Origin of the sequence: Propionivibrio dicarboxylicus (assembly GCF_900099695.1) — a bacterium.
In the GTDB taxonomy this organism is placed as follows: domain Bacteria; phylum Pseudomonadota; class Gammaproteobacteria; order Burkholderiales; family Rhodocyclaceae; genus Propionivibrio; species Propionivibrio dicarboxylicus.
Genome location: NZ_FNCY01000003.1, coordinates 73,296 through 97,941, shown reverse-complemented (window position 1 = coordinate 97,941; position 24,646 = coordinate 73,296). Strand labels below are relative to the sequence as shown.

Annotated in this window: 19 protein-coding genes; 8 read left to right on the top strand and 11 right to left on the bottom strand. The window is 56.8% G+C overall.

All coding sequences use genetic code 11. The features are described from left to right. Positions 1–132: 132 nt before the first annotated feature. From BLR25_RS05510 to BLR25_RS05490, 3 genes are all read right to left on the bottom strand, one after another. Positions 133–1,593, bottom strand: a complete 1,461-nt coding sequence (locus tag BLR25_RS05510; protein ID WP_091934958.1) for a class I SAM-dependent DNA methyltransferase — start codon at positions 1,591–1,593, stop codon at positions 133–135. 42 nt (positions 1,594–1,635) lie between these two features. Beyond that, on the bottom strand, positions 1,636–5,139 hold the full coding sequence (gene hsdR, locus BLR25_RS05505; RefSeq protein ID WP_091934955.1) for a type I restriction-modification system endonuclease: 3,504 nt from the start codon (positions 5,137–5,139) through the stop codon (positions 1,636–1,638). Between the two features lie 653 nt (positions 5,140–5,792). After that, positions 5,793–7,712, bottom strand: coding sequence for a sigma-54-dependent Fis family transcriptional regulator (locus BLR25_RS05490; protein ID WP_091934949.1), 1,920 nt, complete (start codon positions 7,710–7,712; stop codon positions 5,793–5,795). 231 nt (positions 7,713–7,943) lie between these two features. On the opposite strand from BLR25_RS05490, the gene BLR25_RS05485 reads away from it, so the two are divergent. The 7 genes from BLR25_RS05485 (at position 7,944) to BLR25_RS05455 (ending at position 14,533) form a co-directional block, all read left to right on the top strand. Then, positions 7,944–8,336 (top strand): hypothetical protein, encoded by a 393-nt coding sequence (locus BLR25_RS05485; protein ID WP_091934946.1) that lies wholly within the window; start codon positions 7,944–7,946, stop codon positions 8,334–8,336. Next, positions 8,266–9,279 carry a dihydrodipicolinate synthase family protein gene (locus BLR25_RS05480; RefSeq protein WP_091934942.1) on the top strand — a complete coding sequence of 338 codons (1,014 nt, stop codon included), beginning with the start codon at positions 8,266–8,268 and terminating at the stop codon, positions 9,277–9,279. The genes BLR25_RS05485 and BLR25_RS05480 overlap by 71 nt, the downstream gene beginning before the upstream one ends. Then, complete coding sequence (locus BLR25_RS05475) at positions 9,276–10,250, top strand: hydroxyacid dehydrogenase (protein WP_091934939.1); 975 nt, start codon at positions 9,276–9,278, stop codon at positions 10,248–10,250. Before BLR25_RS05480 ends, BLR25_RS05475 begins: the two co-directional genes overlap by 4 nt. A gap of 69 nt (positions 10,251–10,319) precedes the next feature. Continuing rightward, a complete protein-coding gene (locus BLR25_RS05470; RefSeq protein ID WP_091934936.1) occupies positions 10,320–11,303 on the top strand; it encodes a Bug family tripartite tricarboxylate transporter substrate binding protein in 984 nt (327 codons plus the stop codon). A 169-nt stretch (positions 11,304–11,472) separates the two neighbouring features. Next, a complete protein-coding gene (locus tag BLR25_RS05465; RefSeq protein WP_091934933.1) occupies positions 11,473–11,928 on the top strand; it encodes a tripartite tricarboxylate transporter TctB family protein in 456 nt (151 codons plus the stop codon). 12 nt (positions 11,929–11,940) lie between these two features. Continuing rightward, positions 11,941–13,443 (top strand): tripartite tricarboxylate transporter permease, encoded by a 1,503-nt coding sequence (locus BLR25_RS05460; protein WP_091934930.1) that lies wholly within the window; start codon positions 11,941–11,943, stop codon positions 13,441–13,443. A gap of 109 nt (positions 13,444–13,552) precedes the next feature. Then, positions 13,553–14,533 carry a Bug family tripartite tricarboxylate transporter substrate binding protein gene (locus BLR25_RS05455; protein WP_091934927.1) on the top strand — a complete coding sequence of 327 codons (981 nt, stop codon included), beginning with the start codon at positions 13,553–13,555 and terminating at the stop codon, positions 14,531–14,533. 355 nt (positions 14,534–14,888) lie between these two features. On the opposite strand, the gene BLR25_RS05450 is transcribed toward BLR25_RS05455, so the two are convergent. Next, positions 14,889–15,170, bottom strand: a complete 282-nt coding sequence (locus BLR25_RS05450; protein ID WP_091934924.1) for a hypothetical protein — start codon at positions 15,168–15,170, stop codon at positions 14,889–14,891. A 159-nt stretch (positions 15,171–15,329) separates the two neighbouring features. Here BLR25_RS05450 and BLR25_RS05445 point away from each other — a divergent pair, with 159 nt between their 5' ends. Then, positions 15,330–16,583 carry an IS256 family transposase gene (locus BLR25_RS05445; RefSeq protein WP_091934921.1) on the top strand — a complete coding sequence of 418 codons (1,254 nt, stop codon included), beginning with the start codon at positions 15,330–15,332 and terminating at the stop codon, positions 16,581–16,583. 43 nt (positions 16,584–16,626) lie between these two features. On the opposite strand, the gene BLR25_RS05440 is transcribed toward BLR25_RS05445, so the two are convergent. The 7 genes from BLR25_RS05440 to BLR25_RS05410 all read right to left on the bottom strand — a co-directional run bounded on the left by BLR25_RS05440 (position 16,627) and on the right by BLR25_RS05410 (position 24,281). After that, a complete protein-coding gene (locus tag BLR25_RS05440) occupies positions 16,627–17,187 on the bottom strand; it encodes a recombination directionality factor (protein ID WP_176785759.1) in 561 nt (186 codons plus the stop codon). A gap of 167 nt (positions 17,188–17,354) precedes the next feature. Next, positions 17,355–18,305, bottom strand: a complete 951-nt coding sequence (locus BLR25_RS05435; protein ID WP_245715478.1) for a YqaJ viral recombinase family nuclease — start codon at positions 18,303–18,305, stop codon at positions 17,355–17,357. Positions 18,306–18,606: 301 nt separating this feature from the next. Continuing rightward, entirely contained in the window at positions 18,607–19,572 is a 966-nt protein-coding gene (locus BLR25_RS05430) for a DUF932 domain-containing protein (RefSeq protein WP_091934915.1), read from the bottom strand. Positions 19,573–19,711: 139 nt separating this feature from the next. Beyond that, the gene (locus BLR25_RS05425; protein WP_176785758.1) at positions 19,712–20,137 is read right to left on the bottom strand and encodes a hypothetical protein; all 426 of its coding nucleotides are present in this window, start codon (positions 20,135–20,137) and stop codon (positions 19,712–19,714) included. A 343-nt stretch (positions 20,138–20,480) separates the two neighbouring features. Next, positions 20,481–21,980 carry a YfjI family protein gene (locus BLR25_RS05420; RefSeq protein ID WP_091934912.1) on the bottom strand — a complete coding sequence of 500 codons (1,500 nt, stop codon included), beginning with the start codon at positions 21,978–21,980 and terminating at the stop codon, positions 20,481–20,483. After that, on the bottom strand, positions 21,977–22,414 hold the full coding sequence (locus tag BLR25_RS21920; RefSeq protein ID WP_143009771.1) for a helix-turn-helix transcriptional regulator: 438 nt from the start codon (positions 22,412–22,414) through the stop codon (positions 21,977–21,979). Before BLR25_RS21920 ends, BLR25_RS05420 begins: the two co-directional genes overlap by 4 nt. Positions 22,415–22,997: 583 nt before the next feature. Next, the gene (locus BLR25_RS05410; RefSeq protein ID WP_091935505.1) at positions 22,998–24,281 is read right to left on the bottom strand and encodes a tyrosine-type recombinase/integrase; all 1,284 of its coding nucleotides are present in this window, start codon (positions 24,279–24,281) and stop codon (positions 22,998–23,000) included. Positions 24,282–24,646: the final 365 nt, after the last annotated feature.

Sequence of the window (24,646 nt, the reverse complement as noted above, 5' to 3'; positions counted from 1 at the left end):
CCCAATCGCTATCTGAGCGAGCTGGCCCCGACTCACATTGGGGGCTCCACCCTTGGTGAACGAGCTTCCCATCCGACAGCGGCTGCATGAGTGCACGGATAGGTGCTGCCGTCCAGCTTTCGGGTAGAGCGCTCATAGTTCGGACTCCTCACCCAGCTCAGCCAAGATCGCATCCAACTCCTCCAGAGCCCTGTTCAGCTCTTCCACCGCCTCGCGCGCCAGCTCCGCCGGCTCGGGCAGGTCGGCTGCGTCCTCGGCGTTGTCGTCCTTTAGCCAGGCGATGTCCAAGCCGTTGCCTTTTTCGCCGGCGATCCAGTCCCGGCTGAATCGGCGGAAGCGGCCCTGTTCACCCAGGTCCTGCCGTGTGGCTTTGCCGTTCGGTTCGTCGCCATACGCGGCGATGAAGTCGGCAAAGTGAGCGTCGGTCAGTGGGGTGCGCTTGCCGAACTTGGGTGCGTTGGCGCGCATGTCGTACACCCAGACATCCTGCGTGCTGCCAGTGGCGGCCTGACTGACCTTCTCGAAAAACAGCACATTGGTCTTGACACCCTGGGCGTAGAAGATGCCGGTGGGAAGGCGCAGGATGGTGTGCAGCCGGCACTTGTCCATCAGGTCGCGGCGGATGTCGGCGCCCACGCCAGCCTCGAACAGCACGTTGTCGGGCAGCACCACGGCGGCACGGCCACCGTCTTTGAGGTGGCGCACGATGTGCTGCAGGAAGGCGAGCTGCTTGTTGCTGGTGGCAAAGGTCAGGTCGTCGCGCGTAGGGCCGCCACCGCCCTTGGCGGTGCCAAAGGGCGGGTTGCTGAGGATGACGTGGCTTTGGGGCAAGCCGCTGCCCGCGCTGCCCAGGGTGTTGCCGACGTGCACCACGCCTTCGTCGTCCCCCTCCATGCCGTGCAGCAGGCAGTTCATCAGCGCCAGGCGGCGGGTGCCAGGTACCAGCTCCATGCCCAGGAAAGCGTCGTTGCGCTGGAACTTGCGCTGCTTCTCGGTGAGGTTGTAAAGGTCGTCCGTCTGGTCCTTGATGTATCGGTCCGCAGCAATCAGGAAGCCAGCCGTGCCCGCTGCCGGGTCTTGCACGGTTTCGCCGGGTTGGGGCTTGATGACCTTGACGATGGTGTCAATGAGCGGGCGGGGCGTAAAGTACTGACCGGCACCGCTCTTGGTCTCGCTGGCGTTCTTTTCCAGTAGGCCTTCGTATAGGTCACCTAGGCCGTCTTGTCGGGCGCTGAACCAGTCGATGCTGTCGAGACTTTTGACGAGCTGTTCCAGATGGCGCGGCTCTTTCAGGCTGGTCTGCGCGTCGGCGTAAATGGCGGCGATCAGCCGGTCGTCACTGGCGGAGAGCTTAAGCAGGGTTTCGCGGTAGTGGCGCAGCAGGTTCAGGCCGCTTTTGTCGCGCAGCTCTGGCCAGCGGGCAAAGGGCGGCAGCTTGTGCGCCTGGAGGATGCCGCTCTCCGTGTTCTCGTACTCCATTTTGATGAAGAGCAGCAGCACGAGTTCGGTGACGTAGTCGCTGTAGTTGATGCCGTCGTCGCGCAGCACATCACAAAGATTCCAGAGCTTCTGGACGATGTCTTGGGTGGTCATTTTTGAGTTTTGTGAATTTGTTGAGTGTCAAACACTGAATTGTCAGGCGGCGCGTGGCCAGAGACCGACAGCCAATGCCGCCATTACACTGTCAAGCTGCCCGCCTAGCAGTTTGTCCAATTGCTTCGCACCACCGTCGTTGGCAAAGGCGTTGTTGACGAAAGCTTGGTCGATGACCAGTTCGTGCGTGAGCTGTTTGGCCAGGCGGTCAAGCCATTTGCGCTGTACCGGTGTCCAGGCGTGTAGTGCGTAGATCTTCAGCATCGCCTGGGCCACCCGCTGGTCGAAGGGCAGCAGCGCTTCGCCCAACGCAGCTTGTCGGATGTAGGCGATAACACCAGCAGCGATGTCCTGGTTGCTATGGTTGCGCCAAGCGGCCTTGAGGCTGGCTTCGGAGTAGCCAGCGCCGTCAAGCAACAAGCGAACCTCTTTGAGCTGTTCGCGAGTGAGGTCCGTGGGGCGGTTGACGACCGTGGCCATAGCGACCGACTGGTTGACTTGCGCGCGCACAAAGTGACTGAAGCTGTCGAGGTAGTCCTCGGGCTTGGCATACGAACCCCAGCTCTGGCTGCGTTCCCGCAGCTCGTCGGTGTGGGTGGCGATGACAGGCATGTAGGCCGTGCCCAGGAGCTGCTTGACCTCGGCAAGTTGCAACAGTAGGCGCGTGTTGTGGCGCAGAAAATCGGCTGCGGCCTGGGGGGCACCTTCCTGCCCGAGCTGGCGCAAGTGGCGGTGCAGTTGCTGCGGCGGGACGCCCCATTGCTGCTCTAACTGATCCAACTTTTCTTTCAGGGCCGGGTTCTTCTCGGCCTTGTGCGCGGCATCGCGCAGAACGCGCATGAGCTTCTGGTTGAGCTGATCAAGCACATCGTGCGCGTGGCTGCGGCCGGGGGTGCTGCCCGTAGCCTCGTGCGCGGCCGGGTTGTTCAGCTCTTCGAACAACTGTTCCAGCGTGACCTTAGGATCCTTCACCAACGGCTGCATGGTGTTGACGGCCTGAAGTGAGGCGTACAGGTCCACCGGGTCGTAGATCTTAAAGACGGTCTTGCCGATCTCGTCGCAACGTCTGGTGGCGCGGCCGATCATCTGTTCGTACAGAATACGCGAGCGCACCCGGCGCATGAAGACAAGATGGCAGATGGGCGGCACGTCGATGCCGGTGGTCAGCAAGTCCACCGTGATGGCGATGGTTGGGAAGCGCTCGTTCTTGTAGCGACGGATGAGCTGGTCGACCTTGTCGGATGCGCCGGTGATCTTTTCCACCGCGGCCTGGTTGTAGTGGTCGCCGTGCACAGCCTTGAAGGCGTCGCCCAGCAGCCGTTTGACCATGTCGGCATGAGCGTCGGTGGCGCAGAAGATCATGGTCTTCTCTTCGCCCATAGGGTCCAGCTCTTGGGCGAGCTGTTCACAGATGACACGGTTGAACGGCTCGCTGATGACGCGCTTGTTGAAGCTTTCGAGCTCGAAGTGCAGTTCGTCGTCCAGCTCGGCAGTTTCGATTTCGCCGGTGCCTAGGTTGATCGCCTCAACCTGTTGACCGCTGTCGAAGTGAATGCCGTGCTGGCTCAGTAGGGTCTGGTAACGAATGGGGGGCTCGTGGTCGATGAGCCAGTCGTCGGCCACCGCCTCACGGTATGAGTAGGTGTAGACCGGTCGGCCGAAAATGTCGGTGGTATGGCGTGCTGGCGTGGCGGTTAGCCCCACTTTGACGGCGTCGAAGTAGTCCAGGACACGCCGGTAGGTGGAAAGGTACTGGGCCTGGTCGCGCAGGGCGAGCTCGCCCTCGGTCATATCCTGATCCAGTGTGTAGCCGCGGTGGGCTTCGTCCACGATGATGCAGTCGAAGGCGTCCAGCGGCAGCGGGTTGTCGCTGCCGAAGATACGCTTGACCATGGCCTGGACCGTGGCCACCTGCACGCGGGTTTCAGCCTCGGCAGCCATGTCGCCCAGTTCGGCGATGTTGTAGATCTTGGACAGGGGTTGGCTTTGCTCCAGCGGTGCTTCGTTGAAGGCGTCGATGGCCTGATCGCCCAGCGCCGTGCGGTCCACTAGGAACAAGATGCGTCGAAAACGCTCGGCCTTGAGCAGGCGGTAGATGAGGCCGATGATAGTGCGCGTCTTGCCCGTGCCGGTGGCCATGGCCAGCAAGCAATTGGTCTGGCCGACGGCCAGCGCGGCTTCCACCGCGCTAATTGCTTTTTGCTGGTAATCGCGCAGACCTAAGTAGACAAAGCCTTCCTGTTGCAGCTTGGCCTCCGCCTCGGCCTTGTTGCGGCGGAGCTGGTCGAGCAAGCCGGCAGGTGAGTGGAAGCTTTGCAGTGGCTTGGCCAGATTGCCCTGGTGGCGCAGATCACGGAACCAAGTGCCGCTGGCTTCCGGGCTCTGCTTAACCAGCGGGCGGCCGTTGCACGAATAGGCAAAGGGCAGATGAAACACGCCACCCTGGCCGTCGGGCCATGGGCCTTGGCGGGCTTCAGCCAGCCAAGCGGCTTCGTGCTCGGGCTCGACTTGCAAGCCTCGGGCGTAGCGCTCGGCCTGGCCGATCTTCCCTGCGACATTGACGTTCAAGCGCTTGGCTTCGACCGCAGCAATGGGTGTGAGACCAGCGAACAGTAGGTAGTCGGCGCTCTGCTTTCCCGCAGTGGGCCATTCGGCGATCGCCAGGTTGCGGTTGCGTTCTGGCCGTGCGCCTTTGGCATGGGTGAGTTCATGGGTGTCGGCCTCCCAGCCGGCGTCCTTGAGCATCTGATCGATGAGCAGGCGGGTGGAAGCTTCGTCCATCGCCACCTTTTGTGCAGCCTGGGTGGTGCGCTGCGCAAAGGCCTGAATGTCCAGCGAGGTGGGTACGTCCGGCGCAGCATTGGCGGTTTGCAGGTGGGCGTCGAATTCGGCCTTAAGGGCGGCGTAGCGGGTGCTGGCCTCTTCGGCCAGACTTTCGTAGACGCTGCGCTCTTCGGCGGCCCGCTCGGCTAGCACGCGCTCCTGTGCTGCCTGGGCGGCCAGCAACTCTGCAATTTGGCCTTTGGCGGCCTGTTCACTCTGGGCCTTCTGCAGGTTCTGCGTGAGGTCAGCCACTTGCTGCTGCAGCGTAAGCAGCCGCTGGCTGGGGTCGTCCGGCAGGATGAAGGGACCGGGCTTGAAGTCCGCGTCGCTGCCGAAGCTTCGATGAAACCAAAGCGCGATTTCACGGGCAACCTTCAGCGCCTCTAGACCCTCGCGGTAGCCGATGCGATGGTCCACCTGATGTGCAGCCTCGTTGCCCCTCTGACGCAGCAAATGGAACATCTGCCGCACTTGCGGATCAAGTCCCAAGCGCTGGTCCACTGCGCGCAGCAGCTCGGCCTGGGTGGGTTGGATCAGGCGCACACCTACGCGGGACGCCACATCCTGCGTGATCGACTCGGCCAACAACCGCAGCTTGAGCACGCAGCTGGCCGGATCGAAAGGATAGAGCCGCTCCGCGGTTGCCCCAAGATCAGCGAGCAACGGGCTGTGCTCAGTTAGAAATCCGAAATTGCTTAATCCTTGCGCGATGTCTCTAGCCATTGACCTCTTGCCCCTTAAGTCCTTGCAAGCTCGTTCGCCTTGCGGTGTTTGGTGGACTTAACCTTTCACAACACTCTTATGCGCGCTTGCGGCATCCGCCGCCCATTCACCTCCAATGCCGCGCGATCTGCAGTACTCGAGCACCATAAACTCGACCATAGATGCCAAGCTGCGCCGCTCCTGCTCGGCGGCGGCGACCAGCGCAGCCTTCACATCCGGTGGGACTCTAACGCTAACAACCTCTGTCTTCGTGACGGCCACGAGCTGCTCCTGTGTGAAAAACGCTAGCGTTTTGCTAAGCGTATCAGGAATCGTTTTTCCAGCCAACATCTCTTTGGAATATTGGCGCGCTCTGCGCAGAGAATCATGGCGCACGAAGGTGTGTTAGGGCGCCAACTGAACATGCTTGCCGGCCGTACGCATGTCGATCAATCCATCAGCCTCGCTTGCGCTCACACTCCTCGACGAGCGGAAGGATTTGGCCTCCAGTCCACGCATGTCCGAAATTCTGTGTAAACCGGTCGTTACTACCTCGCATGCTGACAGGCTGCTCTGGCCGAGCAGTGATCGGTCAAAGCTGAAAAGCTGACTGTCCTCAAACCGCTCCGCAATCAGTCTGTCATCAATCACGGCAAAGGATTTGTCAGGGGGCGCTATAACGCTTTAGTAATTACAATGTTGTATTTCCGCATCCATCGGTAGAGCGTGGGGCGTGACACGCCGAGAGCGCGTGCAGTTTCCTTGATGTTGTAGTGATGCGCTTGAAGAGCCGAAAGCACCCTTGTCTGTTCTGGAACTTGATTCAGAACAATGGCGGCGGAGACGGCTTGCCCAGCCTGATCATATTCTCTGTTGCCCAGAAATCTGGTGACCGTCTGGCCGGTAATGCTTGCCGTATTTGCCGTTACCACCAGACGCTCCACAAAATGCATCAGTTCGCGAACATTTCCCGGCCAGTTATGTCTGGCAAGTTCGTCATATGCATCGTCGGAAAACTCTATCGTCCGCTGGTAGGTTTTTTGATACCGCGACAGGAACTCCCTGGCAAGGTGCTCAATATCGCCAGATCGTTGACTAAGGCGGGGCAGATTCAATACTAGAACCTTCAGTCGATAGTAGAGATCCTGCCGGAATACCCCGGATTCGACGAGGCCCATCAGATTCTGGTTGGAGGCGGCAATGACGCGCACATCGATCGGGATGTACTTATCGCCGCCCAGGCGCATGATTTGCCGTTCCTGTAGTACCCGCAAAAGGCGGCTTTGGCCGTATTTGTCCATTTCCGAGATTTCATCGAGAAACAACGTGCCCTGATGGGCCATCTCAAATAGCCCCGGCTTGCCCTTCTTGGTAGCTCCGGTAAAGGCCCCTTCGACATAACCGAACAATTCGCTTTCGAGAAGATTTGGCGGAAGTGCCGCGCAATTGATGGCGACGAACGGCCCGTTTCGGCGGGAGCTCTGATTATGGATGCTTTGGGCGAACAGTTCCTTGCCCGTCCCTGACTCCCCCTGAATCAGGATGCTTGCCTCCGTCGTTGCAATGGCACCGGCAATTCTTTTTGCTTCCATGAGTTGCGGCGATTTCCCGACAATGTCCTGCGTCCGGTATTTGGCGGCAAATTTCTTGACCAGCATTTCCGTACGAATTGACGCTTCGGCTTCCTGAATGCGGCTGACCTCTTGGAACGTCAAAAAAGCGCCGATTACACCACGGTCGACAGTAATCGGGGCGATGTTGAGGCTGATCCATGTCGTGCCCAGCTTATGGACTTCGCCCTGCACAGTTCTGCCGGTCGCCAAGCAATCGTCAATTGCCGGCAAGTCGATGATGTTTCCGACGGGCGTTCCCACATAGTCATCGCAAAAGCCACTGAACAATTGAGCCGCGGCTGGATTGATCAGTAGGATTCTCTTCTCGTTGTCGATGCTAACAATGGCTTCCAGCGAATAGTCGATCAACGCTTTGAATTTCTCCGCACTTTCTTTTTCGATTTGCCTTCCGAGCGCGATCTTTTTTGCCTCTAGCAGCGCATTTCTGACAGACAGCGCCCCGGAAAGAAGCAGCACGGCCTTGAGTCCCCGTTCTTTAGCGATTTTGACCGTTCGTGTGCCTCCGAAAATAACGTCGTAATTGAGCGTGGCCACTTCATCGACCATCGGCGGGATATCTTCATCACTTTGTAGTCGATGGATGGTCACATCGACGTTGGCGAGTTGGGCAATGACATCCACCTCGGTCACCATGTTGTCGAATGCGATGAAAGCGGCGCGGGGGTGCTCCAGTCCTGTAATCGCTTTGGCTTCAAGGCAGATTCGTGCCAAGTCCTGCCCGGTAATCACTACCTCTACCACCGGTGTCCTGGTCAGCGCGGCCTGTATCAACATGGCCAACCCGCCTCGCGCGACGATGACATCGACGCCTGCCTGTTGGAGCTGCAAAGCTTGGCGCGGGGCATCCGACAAAGTTGTGAAATAGAGATCAAGTTCTTGCTCTAGGCCCAGCTCCCGGCAGATAAGACCAGCCTGCTCAAACAGGTCGCTGTCCGATGTGATGAGGGCAATTTTGGCCATGGCGCTGAAAGTCCGATAAATGGAGTCGCGAAATCTCTTACTGAGACCTCGCTTATCGCTCGATACACGTGAAAACACTAACGTATCACGTGTAATGAATACGCAGTTACACAAGAAAACACAAAATTAAAAAATTCTTTAAAAATCAGCGCAAAAAGACTTGGCACGCTAACTGCTATTACAACCCTCAACAATCGACAATTTGGCTAACCGAGGCGAAAGGAAGACGACATGCGTGTGTTATTGAGAGACAACATTGAGCAAGAGCCCCTGCCCGGGCGCGTACTGCAACGTGCCATCGGCAAAAACTCGGCCTCCGAGAGCAAGAAGATGACGGTCTCCTTCTGTCGATATGCCCCCGAAAGCGGGCCAATGGAACCGCATCAACATGCCGAGGAGACGGTTTACATCATTGAGGCGAAGGACGGTTGGGTGCGCAAAGGTCCAACCAAGGACTGCCTCAACGAGAAGGTGATGCTGGCGAAGGACACAGTGCTCCACTTCGACGAATTGGAGTGGCACGTCTTCGAATACGCGTCAGGCGGCTTCATCGATGCGCTGTGCATTTACGGGCAGGTCGACAACATTCGCCCGGAAGACATCCTCAGAGAATCCTCCCGCTAAACCAATTCAGAAAGAAGACAACATGGCGAAGAAATATATTGGCGTTATTCCTCCCATCGTCACCCCGGTGGACGAGCACGAGAATGTCGACGAAAAGGGCTTCAGAAAACTGATCAGCCACTGCATCGACAATGGAATTCACGGCATTTTCGTGGCTGGATCGAACGGCGAATGTCTGGCGCTAACCCAGAAAGAGCGTGACCGTGCCATCAAGATTGCCATCGACGAAGCCGGCGGGCGCGTTCCGGTCATGGCGGGCGTGATGGACAGCAGCACCCGGCGCGTCATCGAGAACACCAAGCGGCTTGAGCAGATGGGCGATGCCGCTGCGGTCATTACTCCCGTGTTCTATGCACGGCATGCCACACAGGACGAGACGGTTCGTCACTTTGAAGAAATTTCCCGAAACACCGCCGCGGATCTGCTGATCTACAACATCCCACCGTTTACCGGCCAAACGCTCACGGCCGCAACCATCATCAAGATCGCCAAGATCGACAAGGTCGTTGGCTACAAGGACACCTCGGGTTCGTTTCCGGAATTCCAGAAGTGCCTGTCTCACTTCAAGGGCACCGATTTCGTACTCCATCAGGGGGCCACGAATCTGGCGGCGGCAAGCATGCTGCTGGGCGCTGACGGCTATATTCCGTCGATGGCGCCGCTGTTCCCTGAACCGCACATCGCGATGTATGAATACGGCCGCAAGGGCGACATCGCCAACACGATGGCTTGCAATGACCTCATCGCCGAGATTTCGACGATCTGGCCGATCACCAAGAGCCAGACTGCATCGACCAAATATGCGCTGAGCCGCCTCGGCTTCTTCGACAAACGCGTCATTCAGCCTACCGAGCCGATTCAACCCGACGAGGAAAAACGCATCGACGCCAAGATTGAGGACATCAAGAAGCTCATCGCCAACTTCCGTGAGGTCAAGGCATGAGCGTCGTCCTTCTGTCACACCGCCTTTACGAAGACGGTATGAAAGTTCTGGAGCGGGAATCAACCACCGACATTGCCAACTCGTCCGACCTGAGAAACAACCTGGAACAAGTGAAGCAGGCTGACGGCATCGTCCTGCGCGTCGGCCGCATCGGTCGCGATTTGATGGAGGCATGTCCCAAACTTCGGGTCATTTCGCGTCCTGGCGTGGGTGTCGATACGGTCGACATGGCGGCGGCCACCGAATTGGGCATCCCCGTGGTCATCGCCCCTGGCGCAAACCTGCGCTCGGTCGCCGAACATGCGATGGCGCTGATCTATGCCATCACCAAGAATGTTCTGGAAAGTCACCTCAAGACCGCAGCAGGCGACTTCGGCATTCGTAACAAGTACGCGGCGATCGAATTGGCTGGCAAGCGGGTCGGCATCGTTGGCTTCGGCAACATCGGCAAGGAAACGGCGCGCATCTGCAAGAACAACGAGCTGGCGGTTTCGGTGTACGACCCGTTTGTCCCAGCCAGCGTTGCCGAAGGGTTGGGGTATCAGTACGAAGCCGATCTCTTCGGGTTGCTCGGTGCCTGCGACATTCTTTCCCTGCACATGCCGGCAACGCCTGAAACGGAAAAGATGTTTGGCGAGCGCCAGTTTGCGGCGATGAAGGCCGGTGCTTTCCTGGTCAATTGCGCTCGCGGGGAAATCATCGACGAAGCAGCGCTTTACACGGCGCTTAGCACGGGACACCTTGCCGGGGCTGCCGTCGACGTAATGGAGGACGAGCCGATGAAACCCGATAGCAAACTTTTCTCTTTGCCGAATTTCATCGCGACCCCACACATGGCAGCCCTGACCAAAGAGTCAGCCTCTCGCACGTCGAAATTGACGGCCGAAGGAACACTGGCCGTCCTGCGTGGGGAACGCTGGCCGCATGTGGCTAACCCGGCAGTCTATGCGCATCCGCGCTGGCAGAAATAGAACTCAATCCGACCCCCGAAGATACTTGGGGGCCTCTATCCACTGCAAGATGTTCTGTGAGGGATCAATATGAAACTGAAGTTCGCTAGTTCGTTATTGGCAGCCTGTTCAATCCTGTGCGCGGGTCAAAGCATGGCGCAAGATGCCGGCAAGTACCCGTCGGACTCAGTGCGAATCGTGGTGCCGTTCGCCGCCGGAGGGGTTGCTGACATTTTTGCCCGCGTCATTGGCGACCATCTGCAAAAGGCCTTCGGCAAGCCGTTCGTCGTTGAGAACGTTCCAGGCGCCGGCAGTATCAACGGCATTGCTCAGGTCGTGCGGGCCAAGCCAGACGGCTTGACGCTGGCGGTTTCCGGCCCCGGCGCCATCGTCATCAACCCACTGCTCAGGCCCGATCAGGTGCCTTACAAGCCGCTCAAAGACATCATTCCGGTAGTGATGTTCGACACCGTACCCAACGTCTTAGTCATTAACAAAAACAAGATCCCGGTCAATTCGGTACCGGAACTGATTGACTACCTGAAGAAGAATCCGGGCAAGGTGGCCTATGGCTCCGCGGGGGTGGGTACCACGCAGCATCTGGCAGCTGAATGGTTCCAGCAATTGACCGGCACGAAAATGACGCATGTGCCATATCCGGGATCATCGCGCATGATTACTGACCTAATTGGCGGACAGATCGGTCTGGTGTTTGACAACGTACCGCTGATCCTGCCGCACGCCCAATCAGGGAAACTCACCATGCTGGCGACTGCATCGGCCAAGCGCGCTGCCTTCGATCCCAATCTGCCGGCCGTGTCGGAGTTCCTGCCGGGCTTCGAGTCCAGTTCTTGGCATGGTTTCCTCGTTCCCGCCGGGACTTCGCCGGAGATCATGAAAAAGATTTCCGACGAGGTCAAAGTCTGTATGAGCAAGCCCGAGACGATCAAGAAATTCGCGGACATGGGAGCCGAAGCCGTACATAAATCGCCCAAGGAGTTCGAAGAGCACATTTCCAAAGAACTCGTGCTCTGGAAAGACGTGATCGAGAAAGCGAATCTTCAGATCAAGTAATTGATCTGCTCGTTGGAAAGGGACTGGTGGCGACAAATTCAGCGGAGTTAGTTACACAGCCGGTGAGTTTGTCGTAACACCGTCGTTTGTCGGTTCTTGGTTCCAAGAACAGTTGTCTTCAGCACGATTTCGAGCAGCAGGAATTCTCGTCATAGAGGGAGGGGGCGTAGTGATTCGTAACAAGCAGAATTTTGCGTCTGGGGTGTTTTTTGTGGTGTTTGGCGTGTTCTGCGCGCTGGTGGCACGGGGCTATTCGCTGGGCACGACCGACGACATCGGGGCGGGCTACTTCCCGTTCTGGATTGCCGTCCTGCTCACTGTTCTAGGGGCGGTGCTCTGCGTCAGTTCCCTGGCGGCCAAGGCCGAAGCCACCGAAATCGGCCGGCTCGACTGGAAATCGACCGCCTGGATCGTTGGCGCCGTCGTCCTCTTCGCCTTCCTGCTGCAATACCTCGGCATCGTCCTCTCGGTTATCGTTCTGGTCTTCGTGTCCTCCATGGGCAGCCACGAATTCACCTGGAAAGGCGCGGTGGGTTCGTCAGGCATCCTCGCCGCCCTCGTCTATCTCGTCTTCGTCAAGGGATTGCACCTGCAATTCCCGGCGTGGCCGACCCTATTCTCCTGAGGCAACGCGACCATGGACCTGATTGCCAACCTCTCGCTCGGCTTTGCCACCGCACTCTCGCTGCAGAACCTCCTCTACGCCTTCATCGGCTGCCTGCTCGGCACCCTGATCGGCGTCCTGCCCGGCATCGGCCCGGTGGCGACTATTGCCATGCTGTTGCCGGTCACCTACGGCCTCAATCCCACCACCGCCCTGATCATGCTCGCCGGCATCTTCTACGGTGCCCAGTACGGCGGCTCGACGACGGCCATCCTGGTCAACCTCCCCGGCGAATCCTCCTCAGTGGTCACCGCCATCGACGGCTACCAGATGGCCCGCCGCGGCAAGGCCGGCACCGCCCTGTTTACCGCCGGCTTCGGCTCCTTCTTCGCCGGCTGTATTGCCACTCTGGTGCTGGCCGCCTTCGCCCCGCAACTGGCGGAGCTGGCCTTCAACTTCGGCCCGGCCGACTACTTCTCCCTGATGGTGCTTGGCCTCGTCGGCGCGATCATCCTGTCCTCCGGCTCCATCCTCAAGGCCATCTGCATGATCCTGCTCGGCCTGCTGCTCGGCCTGGCCGGCACCGACGTCAATTCCGGGCTGATGCGCTTCACCTTCGGCATCCCGGCGCTTTTCGATGGCATCGACTTCGTCTGCGTCGCCATGGGCCTGTTCGGCTTCGCCGAAGTCATCACCAATCTCTCGCACAAGGACAAGCGCGAAACCTTCACCAACAAGGTCTCCGGTCTCTGGCCATCAATGGCCGACTTCAAGCGCATGCTGCCGGCGATTTTCCGCGGCACGACGCTGGGCTCCATTCTGGGTATCCTGCCCGGCGGCGGTGCCGTCCTCTCCTCGTTTGCCGCCTATACCTTCGAGAAGAAGATCTCGGCCCATGCCGACGAATTCGGCAAGGGCGCCATCGAAGGCGTTGCCGGGCCGGAATCGGCCAACAACGCGGCGGCGCAGACCTCGTTCATCCCGCTCCTGACCATGGGCATCCCGTCCAACGCGGTGATGGCGCTGATGGTCGGGGCGATGACCATCCACAACATCCAGCCCGGGCCGCAGGTCATGCAGAACAACCCAGAACTGTTCTGGGGGCTGATCGCCTCGATGTGGGTGGGCAACCTGATGCTGGTCATCCTCAATCTGCCGATGCTGGGTGTCTGGGTGAAACTGCTGACGATCCCCTACCGTTTCCTCTACCCGGCGATCCTGGTCTTCTGCTGCATCGGCGTCTATTCGCTGAACAGCAACGTGGCCAACATCTACATCACGGCCATCCTCTCGGTATTTGGCTACGTGCTCTCCAAGCTCGGCTGCGAGGCAGCGCCGATGCTGCTCGGCTTCGTTCTTGGGCCGATGATGGAGGAGTACTTCCGGCGCGCGTTGATTCTCTCGCAGGGCAGCTACGCCACCTTCTTCACCAATCCGATTTCGTTGTCGCTGCTGGTCGCTACTGCCATCCTCATCGCCGTCATGGCCTTCCCGTCGATCAAGCAAAAACGTCAGGAAGCCTTTCAGGAGGAGTGAGTTGACAAGGCAGATGGTACCGATCGGCTCAGAACTACGGAATACGAAACAAGACAAGCAAAGTTAGTGATTCTTCAAAACTGCGCCATCCTCCTCAGGAGATCCTATTATGCGTCGATGCTCTCAGACTCTTTCGATCCTCTTGCTGCTGTTTACCAGCCTGTATTTTTCGGTTGCATTGGGTGCTACTTACCCTGATCGTCCGATCCGTTTGGTTGTTCCATTTCCTCCGGGGGGAGGAGTCGATATTTACGCACGATTGGTGCAACCGGAATTGGCGAAGCAGCTTGGTCAGCCCATCGTAATTGAGAACAAGGCAGGCGCAGGTGGCATGATTGGAACCGACCAAGTTGCCAAAGCTGCACCTGACGGATACACCTTGGCTGCAGGGAATATTGCGACTTTTGCAATGAATGCAGGGGTCTATAAGAACATGCCCTACGACCCGGTCAAGGATTTGACGCCGATCATACAAACCGTGATGGTGCCTTACGTCCTCGTTGTGAACCCGTCCGTACCAGCCCGATCCGTCAAAGAACTCATCGCTTACGCGAAAGCCAACCCGGGAAAACTCATGTACGGATCTTCCGGCAATGGCAGCGGACAACATATGGCGGCCGAGCTTTTCAAATCAAAAACGGGAACGGATATGCTTCATGTTCCCTATAAAGGTGTTGGGGCGATGGTCATTGATCTCATGGCCGGCCATGTCCAACTGGCGATCGCCGATCTCGCAAGTTTGATGCCGCATGTCAAATCAGGGAAGTTGCGTGCTTTGGCCGTCTGCGGTGCTGCCCGCTCAGCTGAATACCCCGATCTTCCGACGGTGATCGAGGCCGCTAACCTGCCCGGTTACGAAACCATTGGCTGGCAGGGAATAGCTGCTCCCGCCGGGCTTCCGAAAGAGGTCATCAAACGACTCAACGAGGCGTTCAACAAGGCTCAAAGTGAACTATCGGTAAAGGAGAAACTCATCTCCACCAGCCTAACCCCTGTCGGCGGCGCCGCGGAGGAATTTGCCCGCTATATCCAAAAAGAAACCGCCAAATGGGCAAAAGTTGCCAAAGACATTAATTTGACTGTCGAATAGGAAACACCTGGGAGCAACATGTCCGGTGGACTAACCTCACGGCGAGGAGGCAGACGTGGTTCGCATAAACGTTCTGTCGTCGCTTATCGGCTGGTTAGGGTCGCTTTGCCGCCCGAAAAGGAATAACACCCGAAAGTCGGCTGTGGCCGACGACTTGACCGTGATAAGTCGTTACGAACGGCCGTTTTATTCAGAGTTCTGCCATAGAACTTCTGATATGCCTCCGCGAGCAGATTAGGGGCTGATGTGTGGGTTCGCTTGATGGTAAGGCTGACAGCGCTCAGTTGTACTCCGAAAAAAATGGACCGATCGGACATGGATACGCAGGCGAGATCTCTCGCTTGCGTATCTATGTTCAGCTATTCGGAATATTGTTTGAAGCGTGCTCCGCCTTCTCGGCCAGTTTGTCTGCCAGCCCTAGCCTCTGGGTTGCAGGCTTTCCATCAGTAATAGGCTGTTGCTCTGACGTAGGGAAGAATTCTTCGACGATGTCGGGAGTGTCGTCCTCGCTATCCTCGAACGCACCGTTAGCAAGCGCCAACCGAGCAGCGGCTTCCAGTGCCCGGATATCCACCCCGGAGTCCTTGTGCTGCGCTGCGGCCATCCGTGCTTGAACTACCGCTTCTTTCAGCGTCATCCCGTCACGTAGGGACAAATCGACGTAGTAGACCGGCGCCCGATGCGATTGCGTCGTTGATTTGCTCCGCAACTTCAGTTGCAACGGTAGATAACGCGTCGCGCCGGAGCCTGTCAGAAATTTTGTGTTTGAGGCATAACATGTCGCCAAGGAGCATGTATGCCAAGCAAGACGAGCAAGAATAAGCCGGTGGAGCTACCCACCATTCCGAAAGAGCTGATTGACCAGATCGCCGATGGACCGATGACCGCGGAGGCAGTGAATGCCGCGTCGATGGCGTTCAAGAAGGCGCTGATCGAGCGAGCGCTAAGCGCCGAGCTTAGCCATCACCTGGGTTATGCGCCCGGCGCCGGCAAGCCGGAAGGCAGCGGCAACCACCGCAACGGCGTCAGCAGCAAGACCGTATTGACGGAAGACGGCCCACTGCGGATCGATGTGCCGCGCGATCGACAGGGGGGCTTCGAACCGCTCCTGATTCCCAAGCACGAACGCCGCTTCACCGGTTTCGACGACAAGATCGTCGCCATGTACGCGCGCGGCATGACGGTGCGCGAAATTCAGGGCTTCCTGGCCGAGCAATACGGTACCGAGGTATCGCCCGAGTTCATCAGTTCGGTCACCGATGCCGTAATGGACGAGGTCACCGCCTGGCAATCCCGGCCACTGGAGCCGATGTATCCGGTGGTGTTCTTCGACGCGCTGCGGGTCAAGATTCGCGAGGACGCTGTCGTTCGCAACAAGGCGATCTACCTGGCACTGGGCGTGCTGCCCGATGGCAGGCGTGACATTCTCGGACTGTGGATCGAGAACACCGAAGGCGCCAAGTTCTGGATGAAGGTCTTCAACGATCTCAAGACCCGCGGTGTCGCCGACATCCTGATCGCCGTCACCGACGGTCTGAAAGGTATGCCTGAAGCACTCGCCGCGGTGTTCCCGGCGACCACGTTGCAGACCTGCATCGTGCACCTGATCCGTAACAGCCTGGACTACGCGAGTTGGAAGGATCGTAAGGCGCTGGCCGCGGCGATCAAGCCGATTTACACGGCACCCAGTGCCGAAGCGGCTCAGGCCGAACTCGATCACTTCGCGCAAGGGCCGTGGGGCGAGAAATTCCCGACCGTAGCTGCGGCTTGGCGGCGAGCGTGGGATCGTGTGATTCCGTTCTTTGCGTTCCCGCCGCCGATCCGCCGGGTGATCTACACCACCAACGCCATAGAAAGCATCAACGCCCGGCTGCGTAAGATCATCAAAACGCGCGGGCACTTCCCGAGCGATGATGCGGCCAACAAGCTGATCTGGCTGGCTCTGCGCAACATTACCGCCGAATGGGGCCGCGCTGCTCATGACTGGAAAGCGGCCATGAACCAGTTCGCCATCATGTATGACGATCGATTCTCTCTGCGTATCGCTTAGAATTAACTCCGACGAACCCCTTTGCGGAACGTCTCCATCCGCCTCACACACAGAAATTCTGACACTCCCTCGCGCCGCTACTGACCGCCTCGAAAAACTCCAGGCGCGCCGTCAATGTCCGAATCGAATTAAACCCGGTCGTCCTGAAGATAAAACACCCAAGTTCGTCCTCCTGTCCTTCGACCTGGACATTCAAACGACCGTAGGGCTTACATCCTCCCTTTTTTCCCATCTCGCATGCCTCCGGAGACGGGCAGGCATATTCCTTCAGCCCTTCGGAGGTCACTCCTTTGGCAGTTTCACCGTTCCCAACACACATTGGGCGTCCTGTCGATTTGTCGAACAGGCTGTATTCGGCCCGAAGATTAAGTTCGCTGGCGTTAAACAGTAGCGTGACGGGAATGGCCCGGAGCTTTTCCGTGGCGGACGCTTCGAGCAATTTCTGATGCAGCGGATGCAAAAGCCAACCGTCCTTGGTTTGCACCTGCGTCGTCAGCGTAAAGCAGTCATCCTTCTCTGGAAGACGTTTGCCGTTACGTTCAACCACCTTACCAATCGAAATGCGCCCGATGACCGGCGGCGTAATGGCGAGCCCTTTAATCATGATGAACTCCTGAAATAGAAAAAGCCGCTGTCCGAATTCGCTCCGGACAACGGCTTGTGGTGCACTGAAAAATGGTTATGCGGAAACCATGGGGCGATTGCTCACGACAGACGAGAATCCCCGCAATTGACATACGTTGAGGCCGATGGCTTCGGTCTTGCGCATGCTCACAAAATGAGAAATCGCCGGCTGCCCGTGCGCGTTAATGGGTACTGCGCCTGTAATTCCGGCAGATCTTTCAGCAGCCGAGTGACATCCAGCCCCAAGCTATCCTTCGACTTTTTCCAACTGACGGAACCCGTTTCAAACAGTGCGCGGCTGCTTTCACCCATGGCCGCCTGGAGTTGCTGCTTGAGTTTGGCTTCTAATGCCTGACGATCCGCAATCAGCTGACGTACCGCCACCAGATCGGAAAAGGCTGCGGATAGGGCGGTGTCCTCTCGGAAATCCATTTCTCCGCCGTTGTCCTCCGGATACAGGCAGCGCAGTGCCAGATCAGCCGATTCCGAACCATCGGCATCCGGTGGCGTATCGCTTTCCACCAACTGCCAGAATTTGCGCTCCAGTTCGATCAGATTCCGGATCAAGCGCTCATCGCGTTCAATACGGTGGATCTCCAGATGTTGGCCGCCAATCAAGACGGCAACATCCGCAGCCTGTTTTCCGGTAACGGCCAATTGGTGGTGTACCTGGGCCTGAACATACTCCGGCACGCCGTCTTTCCATAGGCGGGCGCCATTGATCCCGGCGGTCTTGCATTCCAGAATCTGGACGTCGGGGGCGCCGATGACCTCACGGTCGATATTCGCCAGCATCCAGGCTTTATCCTGATCCGGATGCTGAAGCACCGCATTGATCTTACGAACCCGATTGCCGGATCGTTTCGTGTAGTGCGCAGCAACTATCGGTTCGAGGAAATTGCCCCAATAAGTCGGGCTTTCCTCGTCATGCGGATCGATTTTCGGCAAGGCCTGGTCGCGGCCGGTTTTCTCCATCCAGAGTTCAAGCTGGGATTTGTAGGGACTGAGGCCAACCGCTGCCGCGGCATCAGAGCTGCCGATACCCCGCTTGCGCACTTCCAACCATTCTTGACGGGGAAGGTCGTTGGTTTTGATCAAACGCAACGCTGGGCGAGCGCGCACGGGGGACGGGGGGATACCCCCTGGTTGAGAATGCGACGGACTCGTCGGTTGCATGGATCTTCCTTTCAGGATGCAGATAAGAAACGCCCCGCGCGATCCGTAGATCGGGCAGGGCGCACATGAGGACGGCAACAGATTGGATGCTTACGCGGACAGCGGACCACTATCCATGGATGCGATGTGTTTCGTAAAAGCGAGATTCTGGCCGACAGAACCGTACTGGCTATAGCGCGACGTTTATCGGGAAGCCCCCAACATTGGCATCGTCCGCCATTATTTAGGCTGCCAAGGCCAATGCAGTATCCAGTGCTCGCTGTTTCAACGTAGCCCCCTGCCCGAACCAGGCGGAATCCATCCGGTGCTCGACACTGCGCGAGCGACGTTCGTGATCCACATACTCGGTAACGGCATTGAGCAGACCCCAGGCGGTGTTTCGGGCCGAATCGAGTTCTGAGCCGCGTCCTTGGCCGTCATACAGGCTTTGTACCTTCTTCAGCGCCCGCTCATTGACGAGACCGGCGCTGTCGGAGGCTGGGGATGCATCACACAGCACCCGCAGGAAATAGTTCATGGCTTCGTGCGTCTTGACCTTGCGTTCAGTCAAGGTCCGCATTCGGTACATGAACCCGTCCCATTGCGATACAGCAATGCCGAGTTGCTGCTTTACCGCTTGGGGATCGAAGCGCGTACTGTGGGGTACTCTGATAGCCTGACTGGCGCCGTTCAGGGCGATTGTCAGGGTGTTATGACAGACCACCCGGATCGTCGTCGGCGTCGCGGTGGTGGCCAGCGTACCATCGCAAGAAGTGGCCAAGAGTAGGTAGCCATTGACCGTGTCATTGCCCTTCACAGCAGTCGACTGCCCCGTCTTGGCCAAGGCCCAGAACTTCTTGCCACCTTTCAGCACGCCAGCTGTTTCCAGTTCAAAGCCAGAAATTTCGGAAAGATCCCGGTAGAACTCCAGGACCTCTCGCGGCTGTACGACCTGATAGCGTTGAGAGACGACCGATAGTGCCGTTTTCGTGTCGGATCGATAGAGCACTTTCTGTTCGGGGAACGAGTGGATCGTGCCGAGATTGCCAATCGTGTCGGTCATAAACCGCACTGGCGTTTCTTCGATCTGCCAATCCATGCCGGCTTCCTGTTGCCAGATTTCGATCGGCTGTTTGGCCGGTAATTGATGTCCGAGACCGTGCCACGGGACGGCGTCGACATACGCCATTTGTTGAACGAGATGAGCCATGAAAATTCCTTTCGTAAGAGGGGTGACGAAACGTAAGGCGTGACGAGGCTGCCGAGAACTGCCGGCAGGTGGTGTTCGAAGAAGAGAGGAAAGAAAACGGGAGGATGCAGAGACGCGTTACCTCACGCCGCAATCAGTATCAGCGAGAGACGTCGAGCCGACCCACGCCCCCAAGAATGGCATCGTTTGAAAATGGGGTGATTTCCGTCTCCTTCTGATCGAAGACGAGTGGCGTGCGAAAGTGATGGTCGCAAGCAAGACAGTGGTAATTGTCGAGCAGTCGTTCATCGATGACGTGACCGAGTTGGGCGCCAGTCAATGCGCCAGTGATACCGCCGACCATGCCGCCGACGAGCGTACCGATCCATTTGCCAACGCGGGAACCGACCGGGCCGGCAATAAAGCCGATGGATCCGCCGACAATCGAGCCGATTTCGGCACCGCTTTTTGCGCTGGCGATACCACTGGCTGTCCCGCCAAGAAAACCGACAGTGGCGGCAGCTTTCTTGGCGTAATCCTTGGTTTCAATCTGGGTTGAGAGGCAGTTAGGGCAAATCATGGGCATGACGAACTCCTTGGCAAGGTGAAAGTGCGAGAGGTCAGTATTTGTCCGGCATAAATGCAAAAACGCCCACGACCGTCACGGAGACGATGTGGGCGATGGAGGTGATATCCGGATTGGATGATCCGGTACGAGCTTGGACTAAGAAGTGGCTCGATTAGAGACGGGTCAGTACGAATTTCTCAGGTAAACAATATGTGATCAAAATAATCTGGAAAGGATGCCCTCCGGCTCGAACGTCCACTTGCCACCAGCGCCAACACGCAGTACATGCACCGCGTCTTAATTTTGCTGCTGCTTTTTTTGCCGTAATAGCGGAAAAAAGCAGCAGCAACGAATCACTCCTTTAAATAATTGATCTTCCCACGGGCAGCGTCTGACAAATTCGGGCAATCATGTCAGCTGTGAAGAAGTTCGGGTTCATCGAGATAAAGACCGCCTTGTCGCTCTGCAACTTTCTTTCTCCAGCAATCAGACGTGTGTCCAGGTTCTGGATCGCAGCGTTCAGTCGCGCTATGTTACGGAGCGAGTTCGGACCTCCGCTGCGCACATCATTTTTCTTCACGCAAAGTTGGTTGGTGGTGCGAACGTAGTTTGCCAACCACCGAAGCAGGATGTCGCCATCGATCTGTTCCTGCGGGACAGTCGGTGCAGGGGTGAAATAACGCACAAATTCGGTGGCATACCAGTCCGAAATGGTGATTGCGCGCTCCAGTGTCTCCAGAGAGATAATGGTACTTCCCGTTTCGTAGTACTCCAGGATTGCGGCTAGGCGCGCAATTTTATCCGCGTGCTTTGATCCGAAGTCCTTGAAGGCATAGAAAAAACCACCCGGAGTCATCTGGCTTTCGATCTGGTCATGTTTTCTGATCCATCGGGGTTGGGCCTCTGGGGAGAACGCCAGTATCAGTTTTTCCGGTAAGCATTGACCATCAATGCTGATCTGCTCATTGAGGATTTTGAGGCATCGGGACTCGAATTGTTTGAGGGCGGTACCGTCAGACTTGACTGCGTATTCGAGGAACCGAGTGCCCGCCATTTGCGGTGGCCTCACTACGTACGTCCGGGCAAGAAAACCGGTGCCACGAGCGAGTTCCCCCTTGCGGCAGAGGTACTGTTCAAGGACCTGTCGTTGGATGAATAGCGCAATTGTTAAGGTCGGATCGCGTACGATTTTCGTGCCGTTACTCACCGAGTCAAGATAAATGTCGGATCCGTCCCAGGCCTTGCACAGAATGCTTAGGTCAAGTAGAGCGCGACCATTTGTGATGATGCCGCCTTCATCGGAGAAGAGCGCCGTCGTTGGCAGCGATTCCGAAAATACGGAAGTAATCGCTTCTGACGTGGCCTTCTCGATGATGAGGTGGAATGGTTTGGGGCGCTTTGGCTTTTTGTCGGACAGTTCCTTAAGGCTTGCTTCTTCGCTGTCAAGAGGTATGCCTTTGGCCGCCTTCTTTCGAATGGCGTCTTGAAGTCCTTTCGTCTTCGATTTCCAGGCGGACAGGTCTGACAGATATCGGCTGTACGATTTCTCGTATTCAGAGGCCTGGCTGCTTGAAAAGGAACTAATGGCGCCCGTAGCTCTTTTTACCATCGAGGTTTTCCGCTCACCAGAGTCTTGCTCGACGATGAAGCCAAGCGAGACAGGTGACTCCAGGTTGTCACGTTTTCTGACGCGTATCCTGCCCTGGCAAGTCAGAGAAAGAGTGGCTAGCAATGACGTTGCAATTGCTGCGGCAGAGCCTTTTGTCTCACGGTACATGTCCAATGTGACTGGGACAAGGGAGCCCATTGCTTGGAGCGGGAAATTCTCAAGGTTGGGAATTTGGTTGATTAGGGACGTCATTTTGCGTCTCCTTGATGTCTGCTGTTGGCCTGTTTTTCAATCCAGCAGAGCACCTCCGAAAGGAGATAGCCAACAGCACCCCGTTTCCCGTTACCGGAGAGCGAGAATTTGCGTGGAAAGGTCGGGTCGTAGTATTTGTTGTCATTGGACCCGTTTGTTCGAAGGTAGATCGATGAGCGACACAAGCCAGTGAGTTCTATTACGTCTCGCATTCGAATGACGCGATCAGTGAGAACTTGGCTTTTGCTCTTGGTGGTGCCTGTAAGCTGTGAATCTCCTTTCAGTGTGAGTTGATTCGCTGCTATGGAGATGGGTTGCGTTTGTGTTGATGATGGGTATAGCTGGTATGGTTTCAGAACCTTTTGCGCGCTAGGCGCAGTGTTTGAAGGGTTTCGACCTGAAACTGCGCCCGATTTGACATATGCATTATGCATTTTTAACACCTTTATGACTTTATGAAGCAACGTTTTTCGTCACTGCGCTTAAAATCTCGAAGGGTTGTTTGCATGCGGCAGCGACGGGAAAAACCTGCAAAGCCCCGGAGTTCTTTATGGCCAGGTTCTCGGGCTGTTGAGGCCCGGCCTGGACAGGTCACAAAACGCAACGGCATTTGCCCTTGCCAAGTGACCTAAACGAGGTAGATACGCAGCATCTTTCTCTGCGTGTCATAATCCAGAGCAATTGCAGATAAAATCTGCTAGCTCTGCTATGCAGGCGAGGCATTTACTTCAGCCTCTAGAGGCGCAGACTTCGGCCTCAGCCATGGCACCGCCGGGTGCTCGATAATGCATCGGTAGCGCGTTGCCGCTACGGATGTCGCCAGGTGTTTATCCGCGCTCGCTGCCCAACGTGGTAACTGCCTGACTAACATTGCCTCGAAGGCAAGTATCTTCTCCGCATATTTTTTTGATGCGGCCATCGTTACGACTGCAGCGTCAAACGATGAAAAACGAATTGCCATTCAAGCAGAAAGTAAGAAGTTATGCAAGTGCTCGTTAATGGCTGTGAAGCTTCAGGCTATTTACTTGATTTTGTCTTGATGATTCCAAGATCGCGTGCTGGTTTTAGGAGTTTATCAATTGTGCTGTCGCTTTCATAACCGGGGTCTTTGTTTAGGCAGTGCGCTGCCCATTTCTCCATCATCGGCCGACGTTGTTCCAGTAAGTCTGTTCTGTGATAGGCCGCTTCGACCTTGTTTGCGACGGTGTGGGCCAGGGCGCGTTCTGCTAAGTCTCGCGGAAAGCCATTCTCGCTGCACCAGTCGCGGAAAGAACTACGGAATCCATGAGCGGTTGCAAGGCGTTCTGGGGTGTCGCTTGGCGCCTTGATTCGTCGTAAAAATTGGGTGAGAGCCATGTCGGAAAACATGACTTTGTCCCGTGGTGTCGGAAATACAAACTCTTCGTGCAGTCCTGTTTGCCGCTCGATGATCTGGATGGCTCTTCTGGTTAGTGGAATGCGATGGGGGTGTTTTGCTTTCATTCGCTCTCCGGGGATCGTCCAAACTGCATTATTCAAGTCGATTTCCTTCCACCGCATCCCGCGGATTTCACCCGAGCGGACGGCTGTGAGGATTAGCAGTTCGAGCATCGGACGAATCAGATCTCCTTCGGTATTGCTGCGCAGGTGCTTTACGACGAACTCGGGAATGTCACGCCACGGCATGGCAGGTTGGTGCTGTAAGCGTACGGCCTTGCTTGGTTGTTGTGGCAATAGGTGGTCAACAACATCAACTGGATTTGAAACGCAATGCCCGTGAGCCCATCCCCAGGCCATGATGGCGTGAAGACGTTGTCTTAAGCGGCTTGCCGTCTCAGCTTTGGATATCCAGATTGGGCGTAATACTTCGGCTATATGGCGTGGTTGAATCTGATCCAGAGGAAGTGCGCCGATGGTCGGAATTGCGTATTCAGAAACCGTGTTGATCCACTGCTGGACGTGCTTCTTGTTTTTCCACCCGGGGGATAGCTCCGCATGAACAACATGGGCTGCGGTTCTGAAGTCGGGGAGTTTGGGGGCGTTGGCGGATGCTTTTTTTTCCTCAAGAGGGTCTTTGCCGGTGGCAATCTGCGTGCGCATGGCAGTGCCGATTTTTCCGGCTTCGGCAATGCTGGTTTCAGGGTAGGAGCCCAATCCAGCGTTTCGGCGTTTTCCTGTGACGGGGCTGATATAGCGCAGGACCCACTTGCCATGTCCCTTCGTTTTTGTCGGGATCAGGATCAGCCCAACGATGCCTCCGTGGGGAAGTTGTCCGTCATCCGGCTTGATATTTCGGGCCTTTGTATCGGTAAGTAGAGCCATGGCATACTCCGTATGGTATGCCATAGAGTATGCCATATTTCTCTGGCTGTGATTGTGGCTTGTTGGACTCTATTAGTATTATGTGTCATTAAAAACAATGTAGTACGTGTTTTGTTTGTACTATTTTGGACAGCGTTGGATTGTGTTGTGGCAGTCGCTCTCTCCGCCAGATAGTCAGAAAAAGCCGCCTTGTGCGGCTTTTTCTTTGTAAGGCCCGCGCTGTGCGGGCTTTTCGCTGTATGGGTTTTCTCTGTTCGGGAAAGTCTTGGCTGTTTCTCGGATTTAGGCGCAAATGCCCTCATTTTCTCAGTCGCTACGTTAGACGGTTAGACTTTGCTCAGCTGCATAAGCGAAACGATACAGGG

Bases quoted from the DNA above. Each gene is read 5' to 3' on its own strand.
- BLR25_RS05510 (WP_091934958.1), bottom strand. From the start codon at position 1,593: ATGACCACCCAAGACATCGTCCAGAAGCTCTGGAATCTTTGTGATGTG.
- hsdR (WP_091934955.1), bottom strand. From the start codon at position 5,139: ATGGCTAGAGACATCGCGCAAGGATTAAGCAATTTCGGATTTCTAACT.
- BLR25_RS05490 (WP_091934949.1), bottom strand. From the start codon at position 7,712: ATGGCCAAAATTGCCCTCATCACATCGGACAGCGACCTGTTTGAGCAG.
- BLR25_RS05485 (WP_091934946.1), top strand. From the start codon at position 7,944: ATGCGTGTGTTATTGAGAGACAACATTGAGCAAGAGCCCCTGCCCGGG.
- BLR25_RS05480 (WP_091934942.1), top strand. From the start codon at position 8,266: ATGCGCTGTGCATTTACGGGCAGGTCGACAACATTCGCCCGGAAGACA.
- BLR25_RS05475 (WP_091934939.1), top strand. From the start codon at position 9,276: ATGAGCGTCGTCCTTCTGTCACACCGCCTTTACGAAGACGGTATGAAA.
- BLR25_RS05470 (WP_091934936.1), top strand. From the start codon at position 10,320: ATGAAACTGAAGTTCGCTAGTTCGTTATTGGCAGCCTGTTCAATCCTG.
- BLR25_RS05460 (WP_091934930.1), top strand. From the start codon at position 11,941: ATGGACCTGATTGCCAACCTCTCGCTCGGCTTTGCCACCGCACTCTCG.
- BLR25_RS05455 (WP_091934927.1), top strand. From the start codon at position 13,553: ATGCGTCGATGCTCTCAGACTCTTTCGATCCTCTTGCTGCTGTTTACC.
- BLR25_RS05450 (WP_091934924.1), bottom strand. From the start codon at position 15,170: ATGACGCTGAAAGAAGCGGTAGTTCAAGCACGGATGGCCGCAGCGCAG.
- BLR25_RS05445 (WP_091934921.1), top strand. From the start codon at position 15,330: ATGCCAAGCAAGACGAGCAAGAATAAGCCGGTGGAGCTACCCACCATT.
- BLR25_RS05440 (WP_176785759.1), bottom strand. From the start codon at position 17,187: ATGATTAAAGGGCTCGCCATTACGCCGCCGGTCATCGGGCGCATTTCG.
- BLR25_RS05430 (WP_091934915.1), bottom strand. From the start codon at position 19,572: ATGGCTCATCTCGTTCAACAAATGGCGTATGTCGACGCCGTCCCGTGG.
- BLR25_RS05425 (WP_176785758.1), bottom strand. From the start codon at position 20,137: ATGCCCATGATTTGCCCTAACTGCCTCTCAACCCAGATTGAAACCAAG.
- BLR25_RS05420 (WP_091934912.1), bottom strand. From the start codon at position 21,980: ATGACGTCCCTAATCAACCAAATTCCCAACCTTGAGAATTTCCCGCTC.
- BLR25_RS21920 (WP_143009771.1), bottom strand. From the start codon at position 22,414: ATGCATAATGCATATGTCAAATCGGGCGCAGTTTCAGGTCGAAACCCT.
- BLR25_RS05410 (WP_091935505.1), bottom strand. From the start codon at position 24,281: ATGGCTCTACTTACCGATACAAAGGCCCGAAATATCAAGCCGGATGAC.